Origin of the sequence: Desertivirga xinjiangensis, assembly GCF_024436435.1 — a bacterium.
Lineage (GTDB): Bacteria > Bacteroidota > Bacteroidia > Sphingobacteriales > Sphingobacteriaceae > Desertivirga > Desertivirga xinjiangensis.
The window spans coordinates 563,220-579,557 of sequence record NZ_JAFMZP010000002.1 but is presented as its reverse complement, the minus strand read 5'-3'; the positions used below and the strand labels follow the sequence as shown (position 1 = coordinate 579,557).

Here is a 16,338-nt window from a genome sequence, read left to right as displayed (position 1 = left end):
TCCAATCACTCCTGAAGCACCCCCAATCAGATTTTCATATCAAAATCATTACTTTTAAATAAAAAGGGTAAATTTGCAGCTACAATACTAAGCATGATCTATTTCTTTAAAAATCCATCTGACGCGATTTTTGTCCTTCAATCAAACAATCAGTTTTCCGGTAATGAAGTTTCTAAACTTGAATGGCTCTTCGGCGATGCAAAATTGTTGCCTGAAACCAACCTGCAAGGCTATTATATCGGCCCCAGGGCTGCAATGATAACTCCATGGAGCACAAATGCTGTAGAAATTACCCAAAATATGGGAATGGAAGGCATCATAAGGATCGAGGAATTTAAAAAAGCAGCTAAAGACTTCACTGCTTTCGACCCCATGCTATTCCAGAAATACGAAAATATTGGTCAGGAAGTGTTTACGATAGCAATTCAACCTGAACCTATCCTAGAAATAGATGATATAGCGGCCTACAACATTCAGGAAGGCCTGGCCTTGAGCAATGACGAAGTAGACTATTTAAATCAGCTTTCTAAAAAGCTTGGCAGACCTTTAACAGATTCTGAAGTTTTCGGCTTCTCGCAGGTAAACTCAGAGCACTGCCGGCATAAAATATTTAACGGTGAGTTTGTGGTCGACGGACAAGTTCAGCCAACCTCTCTGTTTAAGCTGATCAGAAAAACCTCTGAGGCAAATCCTAACGGTATTGTCTCGGCTTATAAAGACAACGTCGCCTTCGTAAAAGGCCCAAGGGTCAAACAATTTGCTCCTGAACGAGCCGATATCCCCGCCTTTTATAAAGAATCGGACTTTGACTCTGTGATCTCTCTAAAAGCCGAAACGCATAACTTCCCGACAACGGTTGAACCTTTCAATGGTGCTGCAACCGGATCTGGCGGCGAAATAAGAGATAGGCTGGCAGGCGGGCAAGGTTCACTTCCCCTGGCCGGAACAGCAGTATACATGGCAGCCCTCTCTCGTCTTGAAGCTGGCAGAACCTGGGAAAACCATATGCAGGAGCGTCAATGGCTGTATCAAACGCCAATGGACATCCTCATAAAAGCATCTAACGGCGCAACAGACTTTGGTAATAAATTTGGACAGCCCCTCATCACAGGTTCAGTACTTACGTTCGAACATGAGGAAGGCGATCAAAAACTAGGATATGATAAGGTGATCATGCTTGCGGGCGGTATTGGCTATGGCAAGACTGATCAGGCGCAAAAAAAGACACCAACTCCCGGCGACGACGTAGTTATATTAGGAGGAGAAAACTACAGGATCGGAATGGGTGGCGCTGCCGTTTCTTCTGCAGATACAGGTGCATTCGGGACAGGTATCGAGTTAAATGCCATCCAGCGCTCAAATCCTGAGATGCAAAAACGCGCGGCCAATGCCATCAGGGGCTTGATTGAAAGTCCCGAAAACCCTATAGTTTCTATCCATGATCATGGTGCGGGCGGACACCTTAACTGTTTATCTGAACTAGTGGAAGCCACCGGTGGAAAAATAGACCTGGATAAACTTCCTGTGGGCGACCCTACCCTTTCTGCAAAAGAAATCGTGGGAAATGAGTCACAAGAAAGGATGGGCCTTGTGATCGGCAATGAGCATATCGAAACTTTGAGAAAGATCGCAGAAAGAGAACGCACGCCGATGTACGCTGTAGGGAAAGTTACCGGCGATCACCGGTTTACTTTTGAATCGTCATCTACCGGCATCAAACCTATAGACCTGGAGCTCCATGATATGTTTGGCAACTCTCCTAAAATCACTATGGAGGATGTTACCGTAGAACGTATTTACCAGGATTTAAGCTACCAAAAAGAGAACCTATCGAACTATCTTGAACAAGTATTACAACTCGAAGCTGTTGCTTGCAAGGATTGGTTAACAAATAAAGTGGACCGCTGCGTAGGGGGAAAAGTTGCTAAACAACAGTGTGCCGGACCATTGCAACTGCCATTAAACAATTGCGGGGTGATGGCATTAGATTTCCAGGGTAAAGATGGTATTGCCACTTCCGTGGGACATGCCCCATTGTCTGCTCTGATTGATCCTGCAGCAGGAAGCCGCAATGCTATCGCTGAAGCGTTGTCAAACATCGTTTGGGCTCCATTAAAAGACGGACTGACAAGTGTTTCCTTATCGGCCAACTGGATGTGGGCTTGTAAAAATAAAGGCGAAGATGCCCGCTTGTACGAAGCGGTAAAAGCGTGTTCCGAATTTGCTATTAGTCTTGGAATCAACATTCCTACTGGAAAAGATTCCCTTTCGATGAAGCAAAAATACCGCGACGCTGAGGTTATTGCCCCCGGGACGGTGATCATTTCTGCAGCAGGCCATTGCGACGACATCAATATAGTAGTAGAACCTGTATTGCAAAAAGATGGCGGTTCAATCTATTACATCAATCTATCAAACGATGCACATCAACTGGGCGGCTCCTCCTTCGCTCAGATACTAAACAAAATAGGTGCTGTAAGTCCTGATGTTAAAGATGCAGAATATTTGAGAAATGCGTTTAACGTTCTGCAAGATCAGATAAAAGCCGGAAACATCCAGGCAGGACATGACATAGGAAGTGGTGGTTTAATTACCACTCTACTAGAGCTTTGTTTTGCAGACAATGATCTGGGTGCTACGATTGACCTGTCGGCTGTCGGCGAAGCAGATTCAGTTAAATTGTTATTCGCTGAAAACATTGGTGTTGTTTTTCAGGCCTCACAATCAGTAGTATCAGCATTTGCAGACAAAGGCATTAAACTATTTAAAATTGGTACCGTTAGTACATCTGCATCTTTGGAGGTAACTAACGGCAATGATAGTTTTAACTTTGATATTGCTCACCTGCGTGATGTTTGGTTTAAGACATCTTTCCTGCTGGATAAAATGCAAAGTGGCGTAGAAAAGGCAACAGCGCGCTACGAAAACTACAAGAACTTACCATTAAAATACGTTTTTCCTAAAAACTTTGACGGACAAAAACCTGTTTTTGATAACACTAAAACACGTCCAAAAGCAGCAATTATTAGGGAAAAAGGAAGCAACTCTGAGCGGGAATTAGCAAACGCGATGTACCTGGCCGGTTTTGATGTGAAGGACGTTCACATGACCGATCTGATCTCCGGACGCGAAAATCTGGAAGACATTCAGTTTATTGGTGCTGTAGGTGGTTTCTCAAATTCAGACGTTTTAGGATCTGCCAAAGGATGGGCCGGAGCTTTTATCTACAATGAAAATGCAAGGCTGGCCCTGGAAAACTTCTTCAACCGTCCGGACACACTTTCTGTGGGGATTTGTAACGGCTGCCAGCTATTTGTTGAACTGGGACTGATAAACAGAAACCACGAAGAGAAACCTAAAATGCTGCACAATGAAAGTGGCAAACACGAAAGTATATTTACATCCTTAAAGATCGCCGAAAATAATTCTGTTATGCTGTCTAGCCTTGCAGGATCGACTCTCGGGGTCTGGGTGTCTCACGGAGAAGGACGATTCCATCTTCCTTACAGTGAAGATCGTTATCAGATCGTTGCTAAGTATGCATACGAGCAATATCCGGCTAACCCCAATGGCTCTCACTTCGATGTGGCTATGCTTTGTGACGATTCTGGTAGACATCTGGTTATGATGCCGCATATAGAGCGCTCCATTTTCCAATGGCACTGGGCACACTATCCAAAAGGCCGTACCGATCAGGTTTCGCCATGGATAGAGGCGTTTGTGAATGCCCGCAAATGGATTGAGAAAGCACAATCCTAATATATAGCTAGCTTTTGCCGTTACCGGAACTAGCAGAAAATTAAAATCCGAAGTGTCAAGCGCAAGCATCACTTCGGATTTTAATAGAAGACGGATCTCTGTCCAGCCGCGTATGGACTCAATCTTAGAATTGGACAGACATGTTCGGCGATTTGTTCCTGTTAGCAAGAATATACGTGCCAATAGTAGTACCTAAAGCAATGAATAACAAACTTACTATTTGCGCTTCGGACAAGCTGGCTTCAAACACTTCATACTTGTAATTTAACTTTATTTTTTCCATAAAGAAGCGCTCTACTCCCATTACTAACAGATAGAAGCAAAAAACCAGTCCCGGCAATTTGATCTTCTTTCTGAAGACCCATAACAACAAAAAGCAAGTTAAGATAATCGCCGATTCATAAAATGAGGTAGGAAACACACCATAAGGTAACTCGGAGCAATAGTTTCCAGTGCAGCCATTGATATATACGCCTTCATTTAAGACGTTATATCGGAACTGGGATGACCACATCCAATCAGGCAGCCAGGCGAAAGGTTTGGGATGAGTATTCAGAATCCCCCAATCGCCGTCGCCAGAAAGCTGGCATCCTATTCGTCCAACGCCATAAGCTACCAGCATCCCCGGAGATCCTATATCTGCTAAGTCAATCAATTTCATTCCACGCCTATAACCAATGCACAGGTAGCTGATAGCTCCAAAGGTCAATCCTCCAAGGAAAGTGAGACCACTGTACTTCAAAAAATAGATCAGGTCATGTCCCAGATACTGCTGAAAATTTTCTAAGAAATTAAAGACTTTAGCGCCCAGGAAGCCCCAAACTGCGGCCCAGATAATTAGTTTTGGCATTAGCTGATAAGGATGCATGATCACCTTATCTTTCCGCGGCTTCGTCAACTTCTCCTTCTTTTTGTAAGTGTAAATAAGAAAGCAAAAACATACGCAGCCCAACAAGGAAAACAGCCAGCTTCCCTGCAATGAAAAAATAAACTTTAAGGGGGCCCTCGAAAATGATGCGTAATAAATAAACGCACCTACAACCTTAAGTCCGATCAAAAAGCCAAGCAAGCCAAACTCGAAATAGTCCTTGAAACTCGCTCCTCCTCCTGTTATAATTTCCTGCGTGAAGGGTTTGATCACGCCTTCTTTCTCCTTACGCTTAAATTCACTTAAGAATGTAAAATAAGACAGGATAAATGCCATCGCTACAAAAAAACCGAAAGTGGGAACCAGCCACGAAAAACTAGTGCCGAACAAGTAATTGACAAGGGAGGATAGAGTAGGAAACATAGCTGTATCAGGTACAATTTAATGTATTAATGTCAATCTGCCATGAAAAATTAAAAAAGCCGCCCCGTAAGGGCGGCTATATTGGTATAAAAGCTTCCTGAACTAGAAACCAATCTGAAGACCCAGATTTACCACTCTCTGGTTTTGATAAGCATCTCCCGCGGTGTTTGAAGTAACCTCAGGATCCTGCTGGTATAGGGAGTAGTTAGTCCAGGTCAGCAGGTTGTAACCGCTCAGGTAAAGCCTGGCATTATTCATTTTAGCTGGCAGCCACTTTTGCGGCAGTTGATAACCGACTTCCACCGTTTTTAGTCTCAGATAATTTGCATCGATCAACCAAAAGTCAGACAGATAAGCTCCGGGGCTGTTTATGCTAGTGGGGTTAGTAGACAGACGCGGAAATTTTGCGGAGGCGGCTGTTGCCGGCGTCCAGCGCTGCTGATGAATAGGCTGGAACTGGCTTTGGAACGGTTCAATACCATTGCCTTTAACATAAAAGGAATAGTCAGTAGTGCCCTGGAACAAGACGTTAAAACTAAACCCTTTAAAATTACCGCCAAGAGTAAGACCATAACTAGTATTAGGCGTATTTGGTTTGCCTATGGCTGTTATATCGTTTAAGTCAATCACACCGTCCTGGTTCAAATCTTTGTATCTTAGATCGCCGGGCACGATATCAACGCTGGTGTTAGGTTTAGCACTTGTAGCAATGTTGTCTTCCGTATAAAAGCCATCGAATAAGAAGCCAAAGGGCTGATCAATCTGGTAACCGGTTTTGGCTAGCCATGGATATGCTGGTGCCGGTTCATCCATATATAAGATTTTGCTTTTGAAATAGGTAAGTACCCCCTTGATGTTATAACTAAATGAACCGATATTATCGTTATAACCTAACTCGAGTTCTATACCCCTGGTTCTCACCTTCGCGATATTGGTAGGCGAAATACCAACACCGATATTTAGCGGCAAAGAGTTTGACGGGATCAGCTGCTTATACCTTAAGGTGTTGAAATAATCCGTTACCACCGATACCTTGTTGTTGAACAAATTGATATCTGCGCCTATATCGAGGGTCCTGCTCCTTTCCCAGGTTACGTTACTATTGCCCAGCGGGCCTTCATAAATCGTGTTCACATCTTTACTTACCTCACCGAACGAATAAGGCCCTCCGGATTGATATGTTTGGTCAAACAAATATTGATTTCCTCTAACCCTATCCGAACCTACCTCTCCAAATGAGCCACGCAGTTTAAAGAGATCTATAAACTTCAGCTTCTCGTCGAAAAAGTTTTCTTTAGCCAAATTATACCCCACAGAAACAGCAGGAAAAAGCCCGTACCTTTTGTCGGCATTAAAACGGTCACTACCGTTATAGGCTGCAGTAAGGTCTATTAAAAACTTTTGTTTGTAGTCATATCCCGTTCTGAAAGTAAGCCCCTGAAAGTTCTGAGGGATCCAGTTTTTCGCTGCTACAAATGCATCTTTTTCCTTATACGATTCTCTGTTATAAAGCAATAAGCCATTCAAACTATGATCACCAAAGGTGCGGGCGTAATTAAAATACGCCTGAACGTTTACCCTATTGTTATAATCACCTTGTTCTGCGCGCAAAGTGTAGTTATCAAGTACATACTTCGTACCATTCAGTACATATGTATCGCTGTTGGGATTGTAAAGATATGATGGCGGGGTTTCCCTGCCCTGATCGCGAACGGTAGATTCTACCCCGGCATAGGCTATGCGGCCGGAGAACGACAAGCCTTTTGTGATGCTTTCCAATTCCTGAGTTGCACCAAACAGGATATTTAAGTCGCTGCGCCTGTCTAACCTGTAACCAGCGGTTGCCAGACGGGCATTTATTGTAGGCAACAGATTTTGAGTGTCGCTTGCATACGCGTAAGAACCGTTGGGATTTAAAAACGGCGCAGAATAAGGATGTATCTTGGAAAAGTCAAACACCTCTCCCACTATGTTTCCTGCTCTGGGGGTATTAATCTTACCGAAGTTAGCGCGCATATCTAACCTTAATTTGAGAGATTTGGTTGCCTGCACGTCCAGATTGGAGCGCATATTAAATCTCCTGTAGTAATAGTTGTTGTCTACCTGGTTACCTTCGTCCTCAAAATTATAAAGATTACCGTCCTGGGTAAAAGCGCCGCCGGAGATGAAGTATTTCACCGATTCAGTCCCCCCGGAAATATCAACATTACTATTGTATTGCATACTTGAAGGCTTGAATATCTCTTCATACCAGTTTACGTTGGGATGTCCATAGGGGTCATCACCCAGTCTGAAATGTTCTAATGCAGCCTCACTGAACGTTGGTGATAAGCCATCATTCACTCTTGCTTCATTGACCAAAAGCGCTGTTTCATACGAATCCAAAAATTTCAGGCGGGAAACCGGACTCTGCACCCCCGACTCAAATCGTGCGTTCACTTTGGGCGCACCCTTAGTTCCACGGCGGGTCTTCACTACTAAAACTCCGTTTGCACCCTTAATACCATAGATCGCTGTTGTAGACGCATCTTTTAAGATGGAAATACTCTCAATTTCATTGACATTGATTTGAGCTAACTGAGCATAAGTATACTCAATATCATCAACGATGATTAGGGGCTGATTTCCTTCACTATTTAAGGAGCTAACTCCTCGGATAAAAAAGTCGGAAGCATCGCGACCAGGCTGGCCTGAACGTTGCACAGAAACAAAGCCGGATACTCTCCCTGCCATTGCGTTTTGGACGCTGGACGTCGGTATATTTCGAATATCGGCTCCTTTCACAGAACTGATCGCACCTGTATTTGTGATACGTTTGGTCGTTCCGAATCCCACTACCATCACCTCGTTAAGATCCTGACTGCTGGATTGTAAGGTGAGCTCCACATTGTCACCCGCTTTTACTTTCTTTTCTACGGAAACGTATCCTATACTTGTAAAGACAAGTATTCCTCCCCCTTTAAGAGAGATTGAAAACTTACCAGCCACATCAGTAACGACTACATTCTTTAGCCCTTTTTCAGTAATTGTAACACCAGGCAAGGGCCCACTGGCATCCCGCACGACACCCCTTACCACAGACTGACCAACAGCAAGAGCAGGAGCTATTGAAAAAATCAATAAAATAATATATAAGACTTTTTTCATTTCTTTTAATTGAACTGTTAACTACCCTAAACTACCAGCCTGGATTTTGAACCATTTTCCTGTTTTTTATCACTTCGTAAAATGGTATAGGAGCCAGATACATCTTTTTATTAAAATTGAGTTGCAATACAGGTACTTCCTGGTATATGGTACCCGTTCCTGTTTTATAGATAGTCATTCCATGCACTTGCTTGTTGAACAGATCCTCTGCCTGTTTCCACCTTCTTACGTCGTAGAAGCGGTGTTCTTCAAAGGCCAGCTCTTTGCGACGCTCATTCTGAATAATATCCCGCATCTGCACTTTGGTCAGGCCGGAGGGCAATTGAAAAGGATTCAAACCCGCTCTCTCTCTGATAGCTTCCACGTTTTGGTAAACTTCTTCATCCGGGGCATCTAAAAACTCGTTTCTGGCTTCTGCGTAGTTCAAAAGCACTTCCGCATATCTAAATAAGATAAAATCATGATTAACATCATCGTACCTTAGAAGGCTTTCAAAGTTCCCCATGAATTTTCGGGCATAATATCCGGTCCTGGTCTGCTGTTTGCTGCCGCCCGGTTTATCAGCCCCACCTTCATAAGTTTGAACTTGCCGACCCAACCATTGTGATCCGTTATGAAAAACAGTCGCATAAAACCTTGGGTCTCTTCCTGCATAAGGGTTATCTTCCTGATAGTTGGAAGCTTGATCTGTAATCGGGAGACCGTTAGCCATGCCAAATGCATCTACCAGCTCCTGAGTTGGGCTCGTCCGGCCATTGTTTACAACAGTAGTATAGCCTATTGGCCCGTTGGCCGTTTCAATGTTCACATTGGTTCCTCCTTGCCTGGAAAAGATACGCTCTTTATTGCCTTGTGTAATAAATACGCTCTTAAAATCGTCCAGAAGCTCAAACTGATTGATGTCAATTAACTCGAGAGCAGCCTGCTCAGCCTTTTGCCATCTTTCTGCCGAAAAGTTTGTATACCCGGTTAAAGGATTGGATGCGTCTATGTTGCCACCGTTGTACAGGGGACTTGCTGCATAAAGTAAAACCCGGGCCTTCAAGGCCAAAGCGGCTCCCTTAGTCGGCCGCTCGATAAAGTTAAGATCAAAGGGGTTTGTACGCAGGGTATTTTTAATGGCGTCGCATTCGCTAACAATATAGTTCACACATTCTTCAAAAGAGTTCCTTGGAAGTTCAATATCATCCCCTAATTGAAAAACCCTGTCGCCTAACAAAGGAACGCCGGCATGGCGCTTAACCAGTTCAAAATAGTAGAGCGCTCTCAGGAACCTCGCCTCCGATTTCCAAACCGCATTAAAGCCAGTTCCATTGGCTAATTTACCTTTTAACGGAACGTTGTCAATGTTGTTAATGAAAATATTAACCTGACGTATGCCACTGTAGCAGTTAGCCCACTGGTTATCCTGGTAATTCTCGGAAGTATTCAAGCCCTGAGCCAACTGCAGAACGGACACGTTCGCCGGATTGGATGAAATTGCATCATCGGTTGACGCGTCTAAATAATCATCTCCGACTCGATTGTACGTCCGGGGAAGACGGGTATAAATGTCTAACAAAAACCTTTCAGCATTTACACCAGCAGAATCTTTGCTATTAAATATCTGATCTAACGTTTGCAACTCGATCGGTTCGGTCTCCAAATCGCTTTTGCACGAAAAAAGTAGACTAGCCAACCCTGCCACTGCCAACCATTTCATATATATCTTTTTCATATTGTCTCTTTCTTATAATTTGATATTTACGCCGACATTGAAGATTTTTTGAATGGGATATGCGGTATCGCCATAAACCTCCGGGTCTAACCTGTCGTAAGGCGTGGTGGTAAATAAGTTCTGTGCATTTGCGAATATCCTCAGACCCGCTACCTTAATGCGGTTAGTTACACTGAAAGGTAGCGTGTAGCCTATATCTAAGTTTCTGATACGCAGATACTCACCTGAGTGGGTCCAAAAACTGGAGTTGTTTAAGAATGGGGTATTGTTTCCGTTAGCACCTATGGTCAGTCTTGGATAAGTGGCAGTGGCCGCAGTCTCCGGTGTCCATCTGCCTAAAAGATATTCATAACCCTGACGATCGCCATTAGATCCGAAGGAGTAATCAATTTGTTGGTAAGACCGGTTTTTAACCCCTTGCAGTAACACACTCAAGTCGAAACCTCTGATATTGAAGCCTAAGGTAGTACCGAAATAAATAATGGGTTTGGTATTGCCGAGTGCTGTCTGGTCATAGATATTGATTACCCCATCGTCATTTAAGTCAACCAGTTTTATGTCGCCCGGGTAAACTTTAGTACCGGCTAGTCGTGGCGCAGCATCTGCTTCTGCCTGAGTCTGTATCAAACCGTCGGCCAGGTAACCGAAAGTTTGACCAACCGGCATACCTGTCCTATAATTCCAGGCATACTTCTGCTGCATTTCATTCATGTACAACACCTCTGTTTTCATCCTGGAAGCATTCGCTGTAATGAAATAATTAAAGCTGTTGATATTATTCTGGTAAGTAAGCATGAGTTCCTGTCCTGTGTAGAGATTTTTACCAATGTTTTCATTGGGATATCCCATACCAATGAGTTCGATCGATGAACCTCTTGACTGCAACAAATCAAAATATTTGTCACGGTAATAGTCGGCAGTAACCTTGAAATGCGACTTAAAGAAAGCCATATCTAAACCTACATTCAGCTTGCGGGCTTTTTCCCACGTTGCATTTACATTTGCCAGCCCCCTTTCTACCAGGCCACTCACAAATGCATATTGAGGGCCAACCTCGTAACCATTGGTTCCATCCTGGCCATAAGAAGCTCTCCATGAATAGTACCCCAGTGCGCCTTCATTGGTATTGCCGGTTTGTCCATAAGTGGCTCTGAACTTCAATTGATCGATCCAGTTTATGTTATCCCTGATAAAACTTTCGCCGGCAACATCCCAGCCTAAACCAAAGGCATAGAATAGTCCAAATCTATTGCCGGATTGAAAGCGATTGAATCCTGAATAATTCACTGCAGCCTCAGCAAAATATTTATTTTTGAGGCTATAGTTTCCGGTCGCAGCTATATTGGTATACTTAGCCGGCAAATCAAACTGGTAGTTAGCAATTTGCTGATCAATAAAAAGTTTGGTTCCAATTTGGTGATCATCACCGATCCGAGTATCGTAGCCAATTGCTCCCTGAGCGTAAAACGAATTTGTGGTTGAGGTTATCGCGAAGGAGTTCGGCTGATCCGAGATGAGGCCATAGCGGGCGTATACCGGGTTTCCTAAAGCATCATAACTCAGATCACGGACAGGCTGCCGCCTGCTTCTGTCAACTAAGCTTGAAGACGCTGCAGTCACGTTAATCTTAGCATTTGCATACAAACCTGGAAGCCACTGATCGAATTTATACTTCAGGTCCAAATTTCCCATCAAGTCCCGGTTATTATCTAATAAGTATCCAGATTCTGTAACTTGTTGATAGAGGTTAGTTGTGTATAAGGAAGATCCGCCGAAACTGCCGTCCGGGTTAAAGACCGGATATGCATAGTTCGGTGTATAGTGCAGGGCATCCAAAATGTTGTTTGTACCGGCACCAGGCTGCCTGCCGTCCTGCACTCTACCGAAAAGTTGCAAACCTATATTAAAATTTTTAGCAACATCTATATCTATTGAACTGTTGATAAGATAACGGTCAAGGCTTAGGTTCGTATTTAGGTCACTAATGCTTTTAAACATCCCTTCCTGATTCATATAGCTTAAAGAAAGAGCATAACGGGCAGTTTTTCCTCCTCCATTAACACCTAAGTTATATTTGATGATAGGCGCGTCATCCCGCAGCACCTCATCATACCAGTTTACATTAGGATATAAATAAGGGGAATCACCGGAACGAAAAGCGTTGAAATCCGCCTCCGTGAAAGCTGGCGTCCTTCCGGAGTTTTGCAGGGCCTCATTGTATAGATAAGCGTATTCGTGAGCATTTAGCGGCTTTGCAATTTTTAACGGGTTCTGGATACCTGTTTGTGCTGTAAACGAAATCCTGGGCGGACCAGCTACTCCTTTTTTAGTAGTGACTTGCAAGACACCACGTGAACTTTTTTGGCCCAACAAAAGTGTAGAAAGTGCATCTTTCAAAACCGATATTGATTCTATATTTTCAGGATCTAACGAATAAATATCGCGTTGGACTCCATCTATTATAGTCACCGGTTGTAAGCCTCTTAAATTGTAGTTGATCTCCGAATTATCAGTAAAATTCGAACTATACCGCGTTGCTTCACTTGGAAGGGAGCCTGCGAGATCGTTGTAGGTTGTCGGTGTTGTTCTGGCAGAACGAAAACCTCTGACTTCCTGAGTATAAAAGCCCGGCAACCTTCCGGTTAGTGCATTTAAATACAGAGAGGTCGGAGTTGTCTTGAGCTGATTGTTGTTTACGGTCGATACTGCACCCAGGATCTCTTTGTTCGCTTTCCTGTCATACAAAACATTGGTGTAGTCGGCAGACTGAAGGTAATCGACGGTCAATCTTACAGTAGTATTCCTGATATTTCTGATCGTTCTGGGATAATATCCGGCTAGACGAACCGTAATGGTTTCATCAGCCCCATTAACATTTGTAATCCCATCCGCTCCGGTGGTACCCAGGAGCTTTCCAGCTTTTGAATATACTGCAGCGCCGCTTACCGGCTTGGCAAACTCATCGACAACACTTATTTTATGGGAATCTCTGGTTTCCTTGAAGCCGCCTGTGGCAGCAGTTGGTTCAGCCTGCTGTGCTTTAACGGCAATCAGGCCTGAAAAAAGCAACAGGATCCCCAGAGTGCTCTTTTTGATATAGCAATTTAGCATCATAAATACTAATTTAAATTTCTTATTTTCAGGGTTTAATGGTATCTCGCATAGTCAGTTTAACGACATATGAAAGTAAACTTGAAGGGATCCGCGGTATTGGCAAACCCTACTTTAATGTTTCCGGTTACATCCGTATAGTGGTACTCTATTCTCGAGATGATAACGTCGGAAGGAACATCAAAAAAACCTTTCGGCCATAGATCAAGTCGGTAGCGCTTACCTCCCAAGGCTGACAGCCTGGTCCTGGCGGTTTGTTCACAGACTTCAGAGATAACCGTATTGTTCTCACCATACGCCTTAGCGCACAGATACAGATCGTCCGTATTGCTAAGAGCAGTGTGAGTCACGCCTGAATCGAAAGTGAAGGTAACGATGTCATTATCCAAGCTTTTTACCGGCTCTATTTTGCTCAACTGTGGATTTACAAAATCAATCACTTCTCCCGTCCCGTTTTTTACCTCGAACTGATCTGAAAAAGCAAACTTGGTATAATCGGTATCCTCTGGTCTTAAGTTTTCTTTTGAAGATCCCAGGAAGAACCCTAGTTTTGCGATCATATTTTCCGGACCCAATTTGCAGGAAATCGTCACATCAATATTAATATCGTCATCGTTCCTGAATACGTATACATTATTACTTCTGTAGACCAGCCACTCGAAATCGTCGAAAAGGTTGGGCCCTATACCAAATCTTCGTTTCGCCGCATTCGACCAGTTGAGGCCAGATGCCGGCTCGACCTCAGAATCAGGAATCAGAACCATATTCGCCTCATCTCCTTTACCGCTTTTGAAACTTAACACAGCGTTTTGCCTCGCATTCCAACTTTTTGGAACCATAATCCCTACCAAGAGTCTGGTTGAATAAGTTGGATCCGGAGCAGAGTTATCAATAACGGATTCGGTACTACCGTGCAACTTAAAAACTGCAACTTCGTTTGCATTACCGGAATCAGGCATTTCTATCGTGAATGCATTGAGGCCGCATTGAATCAGAAAGATCACTACAGCTATACCTAGCAGCAGATAGAGGTATCGAATATTCTCAATTAAGTATTTCATCTTCATCTACTTTTCTTTTACAAAATTATATTGATAAGTATTGCTACTGCATCCAGGGCTAAAGGTGAGGCTCATTTGTCTTTTTCCTTCGATTACCGGAAATTGAAATTTGACAGGTTGCGCTTCCTTAGTTTGTTCTGTAAGAATTAAACTATAAGGATATTGAGGATCATTCAGCTTATAGGTTCCAGGGCCGGCAACAGCAAAAGCTAATTTGTCTTGCAAAGCGTAAGTTCCATCAGGGTTAAAGGTAATTCTGAACCTGCTCAGATCCAGCCTTTGGGCCAGTTCTTCTCCATTCCTCGTAAGCGAAACCACTTTCCAGGTCCCGGTAACCTCTTTCAGGGATTCGTCGGTAATTGTTGCAGCTAACTCATCCTCACATGCAACGAAAGCAAGAGTGCCGAACAGCAGGTAAAAAAATGTGAATATTCGTCTTTTCATGATAACTATTGGTTAATATCCGGGATTTTGCAGCAACTGAGCAGACTTCACTACTTCAGCCTGTGGAATCGGCCATAGATACATACGTGGATTAAAATTGTGTTTTCTCACTTCTATAGTGTTGTAAGTAGTGCCAGATGCCGTTTTAACAGGCTCGGTGCCATGCATCAAACGGTTATCCGTCTCCTCTGAAATCTTCCATCTGCGAACATCAAAAAACCTGTGACCTTCAAAGGCCAGTTCCTTTTGCCTTTCGTTTCTGATCACTTTACGCATATCTTCCTGAGTTAATCCGGTTGGCAATTGATAAGGAGATAAACCGGCTCTTTGCCTGATACGCTCTACTGCATCGTACACCTGCTGATCTGGTGCGTCCAAATACTCATTTCTCGCTTCTGCGAAATTCAGCAATACTTCAGCATACCTGATAATAGGGAAGCAACGGGGTGTAACTACGTTAAACCAGTTGGCAACCACTTCCCGGTGAAGCATTTTAAAGGTATAATAGCCTGTTGGCGTTCCTTTGTAAATCGCGTTCTGGCCCGAAGTAACATTATTAGGATTAGTTTTATCAATATAAATATTGACAGGAATCCTGATTAGCTCAGGGGTATGATACACTAAGGATTGATCCCGGGTAAAGGTGTTCGCAAAACGGGGATCCCGGTCCTTATAGGGCTGAGTTTGGTCATACCCCGAGTCTTCGTCATCTATATTCTTACCATTTCGCATTCCAAAAGCATTAACTAACTCTAAATAGGGATATGCACCAGGATTGTCTACACCATGGGTTGGCGGGTTCCAAACAGCCTCCAGATCTCTGTTTGCCTTCTGCATCCTCGCCAAAATCAATTCAGTACTTGATCGCAGGTGGAACACTTCATAAAAGCCATAGCCAGGCTCTGTAGAATTGTTGATATGCAATGAATAGTAAGGACCACTAAGGATCTCCAATGCGGCATCTTGGGCTAATTTCCACCTATCTTTATCGTAGCTGGGATATGAGGTTATCGACTTCAGCGGTTCGGCAGTGGCTATGCTGCCACCGTTAAACAACGGACTGGCGGCGTATAACAAAACCCTGGTTTTAAGCCCTTTACAGGCTGCCCCATTTATCCTCCCGTACTCGTCTCCCACATGTATCCAGGGCAAGTCGGCCGCCGCAGCGTTCAGCTCACTGACAATATAGTCAACACATTCTTTAAAGGTATTCCTGGCAGATGGAACTATGTCTTTAGAGTTATAAACACTATCTCCCATCAGAGTTACACCACCGTAATGTTCAAGAAGGATAAAATAATAATAGGCGCGTAAAAACCTGGTTTCTGCTTTTATCCGTTTTTTCGTATTTTCTTTTAACTCAGTATTAGGCAGGTTTTTCAGCAAGATATTTGATCTTCTGATATTGGAATAAGATACCCTCCACGCATCATCGGTAATAATGTCCGGATTGACAGTGCCTGTGGCGAATTGAATATAGGTGTTAATCGCACCTGAAGATGCGCCTTCGGCCTCATCGGTACAGGCATCCAGGCCTCCGCCGCCAAACCTTTTTGGAGCAGTGGCAAAACCAATATCCGCGTATATACCAGACAAGAAATCGAGGGTATAGGCACTATCGGCGAAAACTGCTTGTTCATTCAGATCTGTGGAGCTCGTTTGGTCCAAAAAGCTGTCTTTCTGACAAGCGTATAAAAATGTGCAAGCCGCCAGACTAGTTAAAAAAAACTTACATTTTTTCATTACAAATAATTTGTTTAATGGCGATGAACATGCATGAACAATTCGTTTCTCAACATTTGGGTTCA

The 16,338-nt window shown here is 43.5% G+C and carries 8 protein-coding genes; 1 reads left to right on the top strand and 7 read right to left on the bottom strand.

The features are described from left to right. The first annotated feature begins 93 nt into the window (after positions 1-93). A complete protein-coding gene (purL, locus tag J3P37_RS07220) occupies positions 94-3,759 on the top strand; it encodes a phosphoribosylformylglycinamidine synthase (RefSeq protein ID WP_256010410.1) in 3,666 nt (1,221 codons plus the stop codon). 124 nt (positions 3,760-3,883) lie between these two features. Here the strand turns inward: purL and J3P37_RS07215 are convergent, their stop codons facing one another. From J3P37_RS07215 to J3P37_RS07185, 7 genes are all read right to left on the bottom strand, one after another. Next, a complete protein-coding gene (locus J3P37_RS07215; protein ID WP_256010409.1) occupies positions 3,884-5,050 on the bottom strand; it encodes a prolipoprotein diacylglyceryl transferase in 1,167 nt (388 codons plus the stop codon). Between the two features lie 102 nt (positions 5,051-5,152). Continuing rightward, positions 5,153-8,197 (bottom strand): SusC/RagA family TonB-linked outer membrane protein, encoded by a 3,045-nt coding sequence (locus J3P37_RS07210; RefSeq protein WP_256010408.1) that lies wholly within the window; start codon positions 8,195-8,197, stop codon positions 5,153-5,155. 31 nt (positions 8,198-8,228) lie between these two features. After that, positions 8,229-9,914: a RagB/SusD family nutrient uptake outer membrane protein gene (locus J3P37_RS07205; protein ID WP_256010405.1), complete on the bottom strand. Its 1,686-nt coding sequence runs from the start codon at positions 9,912-9,914 to the stop codon at positions 8,229-8,231. A 12-nt stretch (positions 9,915-9,926) separates the two neighbouring features. Beyond that, positions 9,927-13,028: a SusC/RagA family TonB-linked outer membrane protein gene (locus J3P37_RS07200; protein WP_256010403.1), complete on the bottom strand. Its 3,102-nt coding sequence runs from the start codon at positions 13,026-13,028 to the stop codon at positions 9,927-9,929. Between the two features lie 56 nt (positions 13,029-13,084). Next, positions 13,085-14,092 (bottom strand): DUF4961 domain-containing protein, encoded by a 1,008-nt coding sequence (locus J3P37_RS07195; protein ID WP_256010402.1) that lies wholly within the window; start codon positions 14,090-14,092, stop codon positions 13,085-13,087. Then, positions 14,093-14,530 carry a DUF5004 domain-containing protein gene (locus J3P37_RS07190; protein ID WP_256010401.1) on the bottom strand — a complete coding sequence of 146 codons (438 nt, stop codon included), beginning with the start codon at positions 14,528-14,530 and terminating at the stop codon, positions 14,093-14,095. Positions 14,531-14,542: 12 nt separating this feature from the next. Continuing rightward, the gene (locus J3P37_RS07185) at positions 14,543-16,273 is read right to left on the bottom strand and encodes a RagB/SusD family nutrient uptake outer membrane protein (RefSeq protein WP_256010400.1); all 1,731 of its coding nucleotides are present in this window, start codon (positions 16,271-16,273) and stop codon (positions 14,543-14,545) included. Positions 16,274-16,338: the final 65 nt, after the last annotated feature.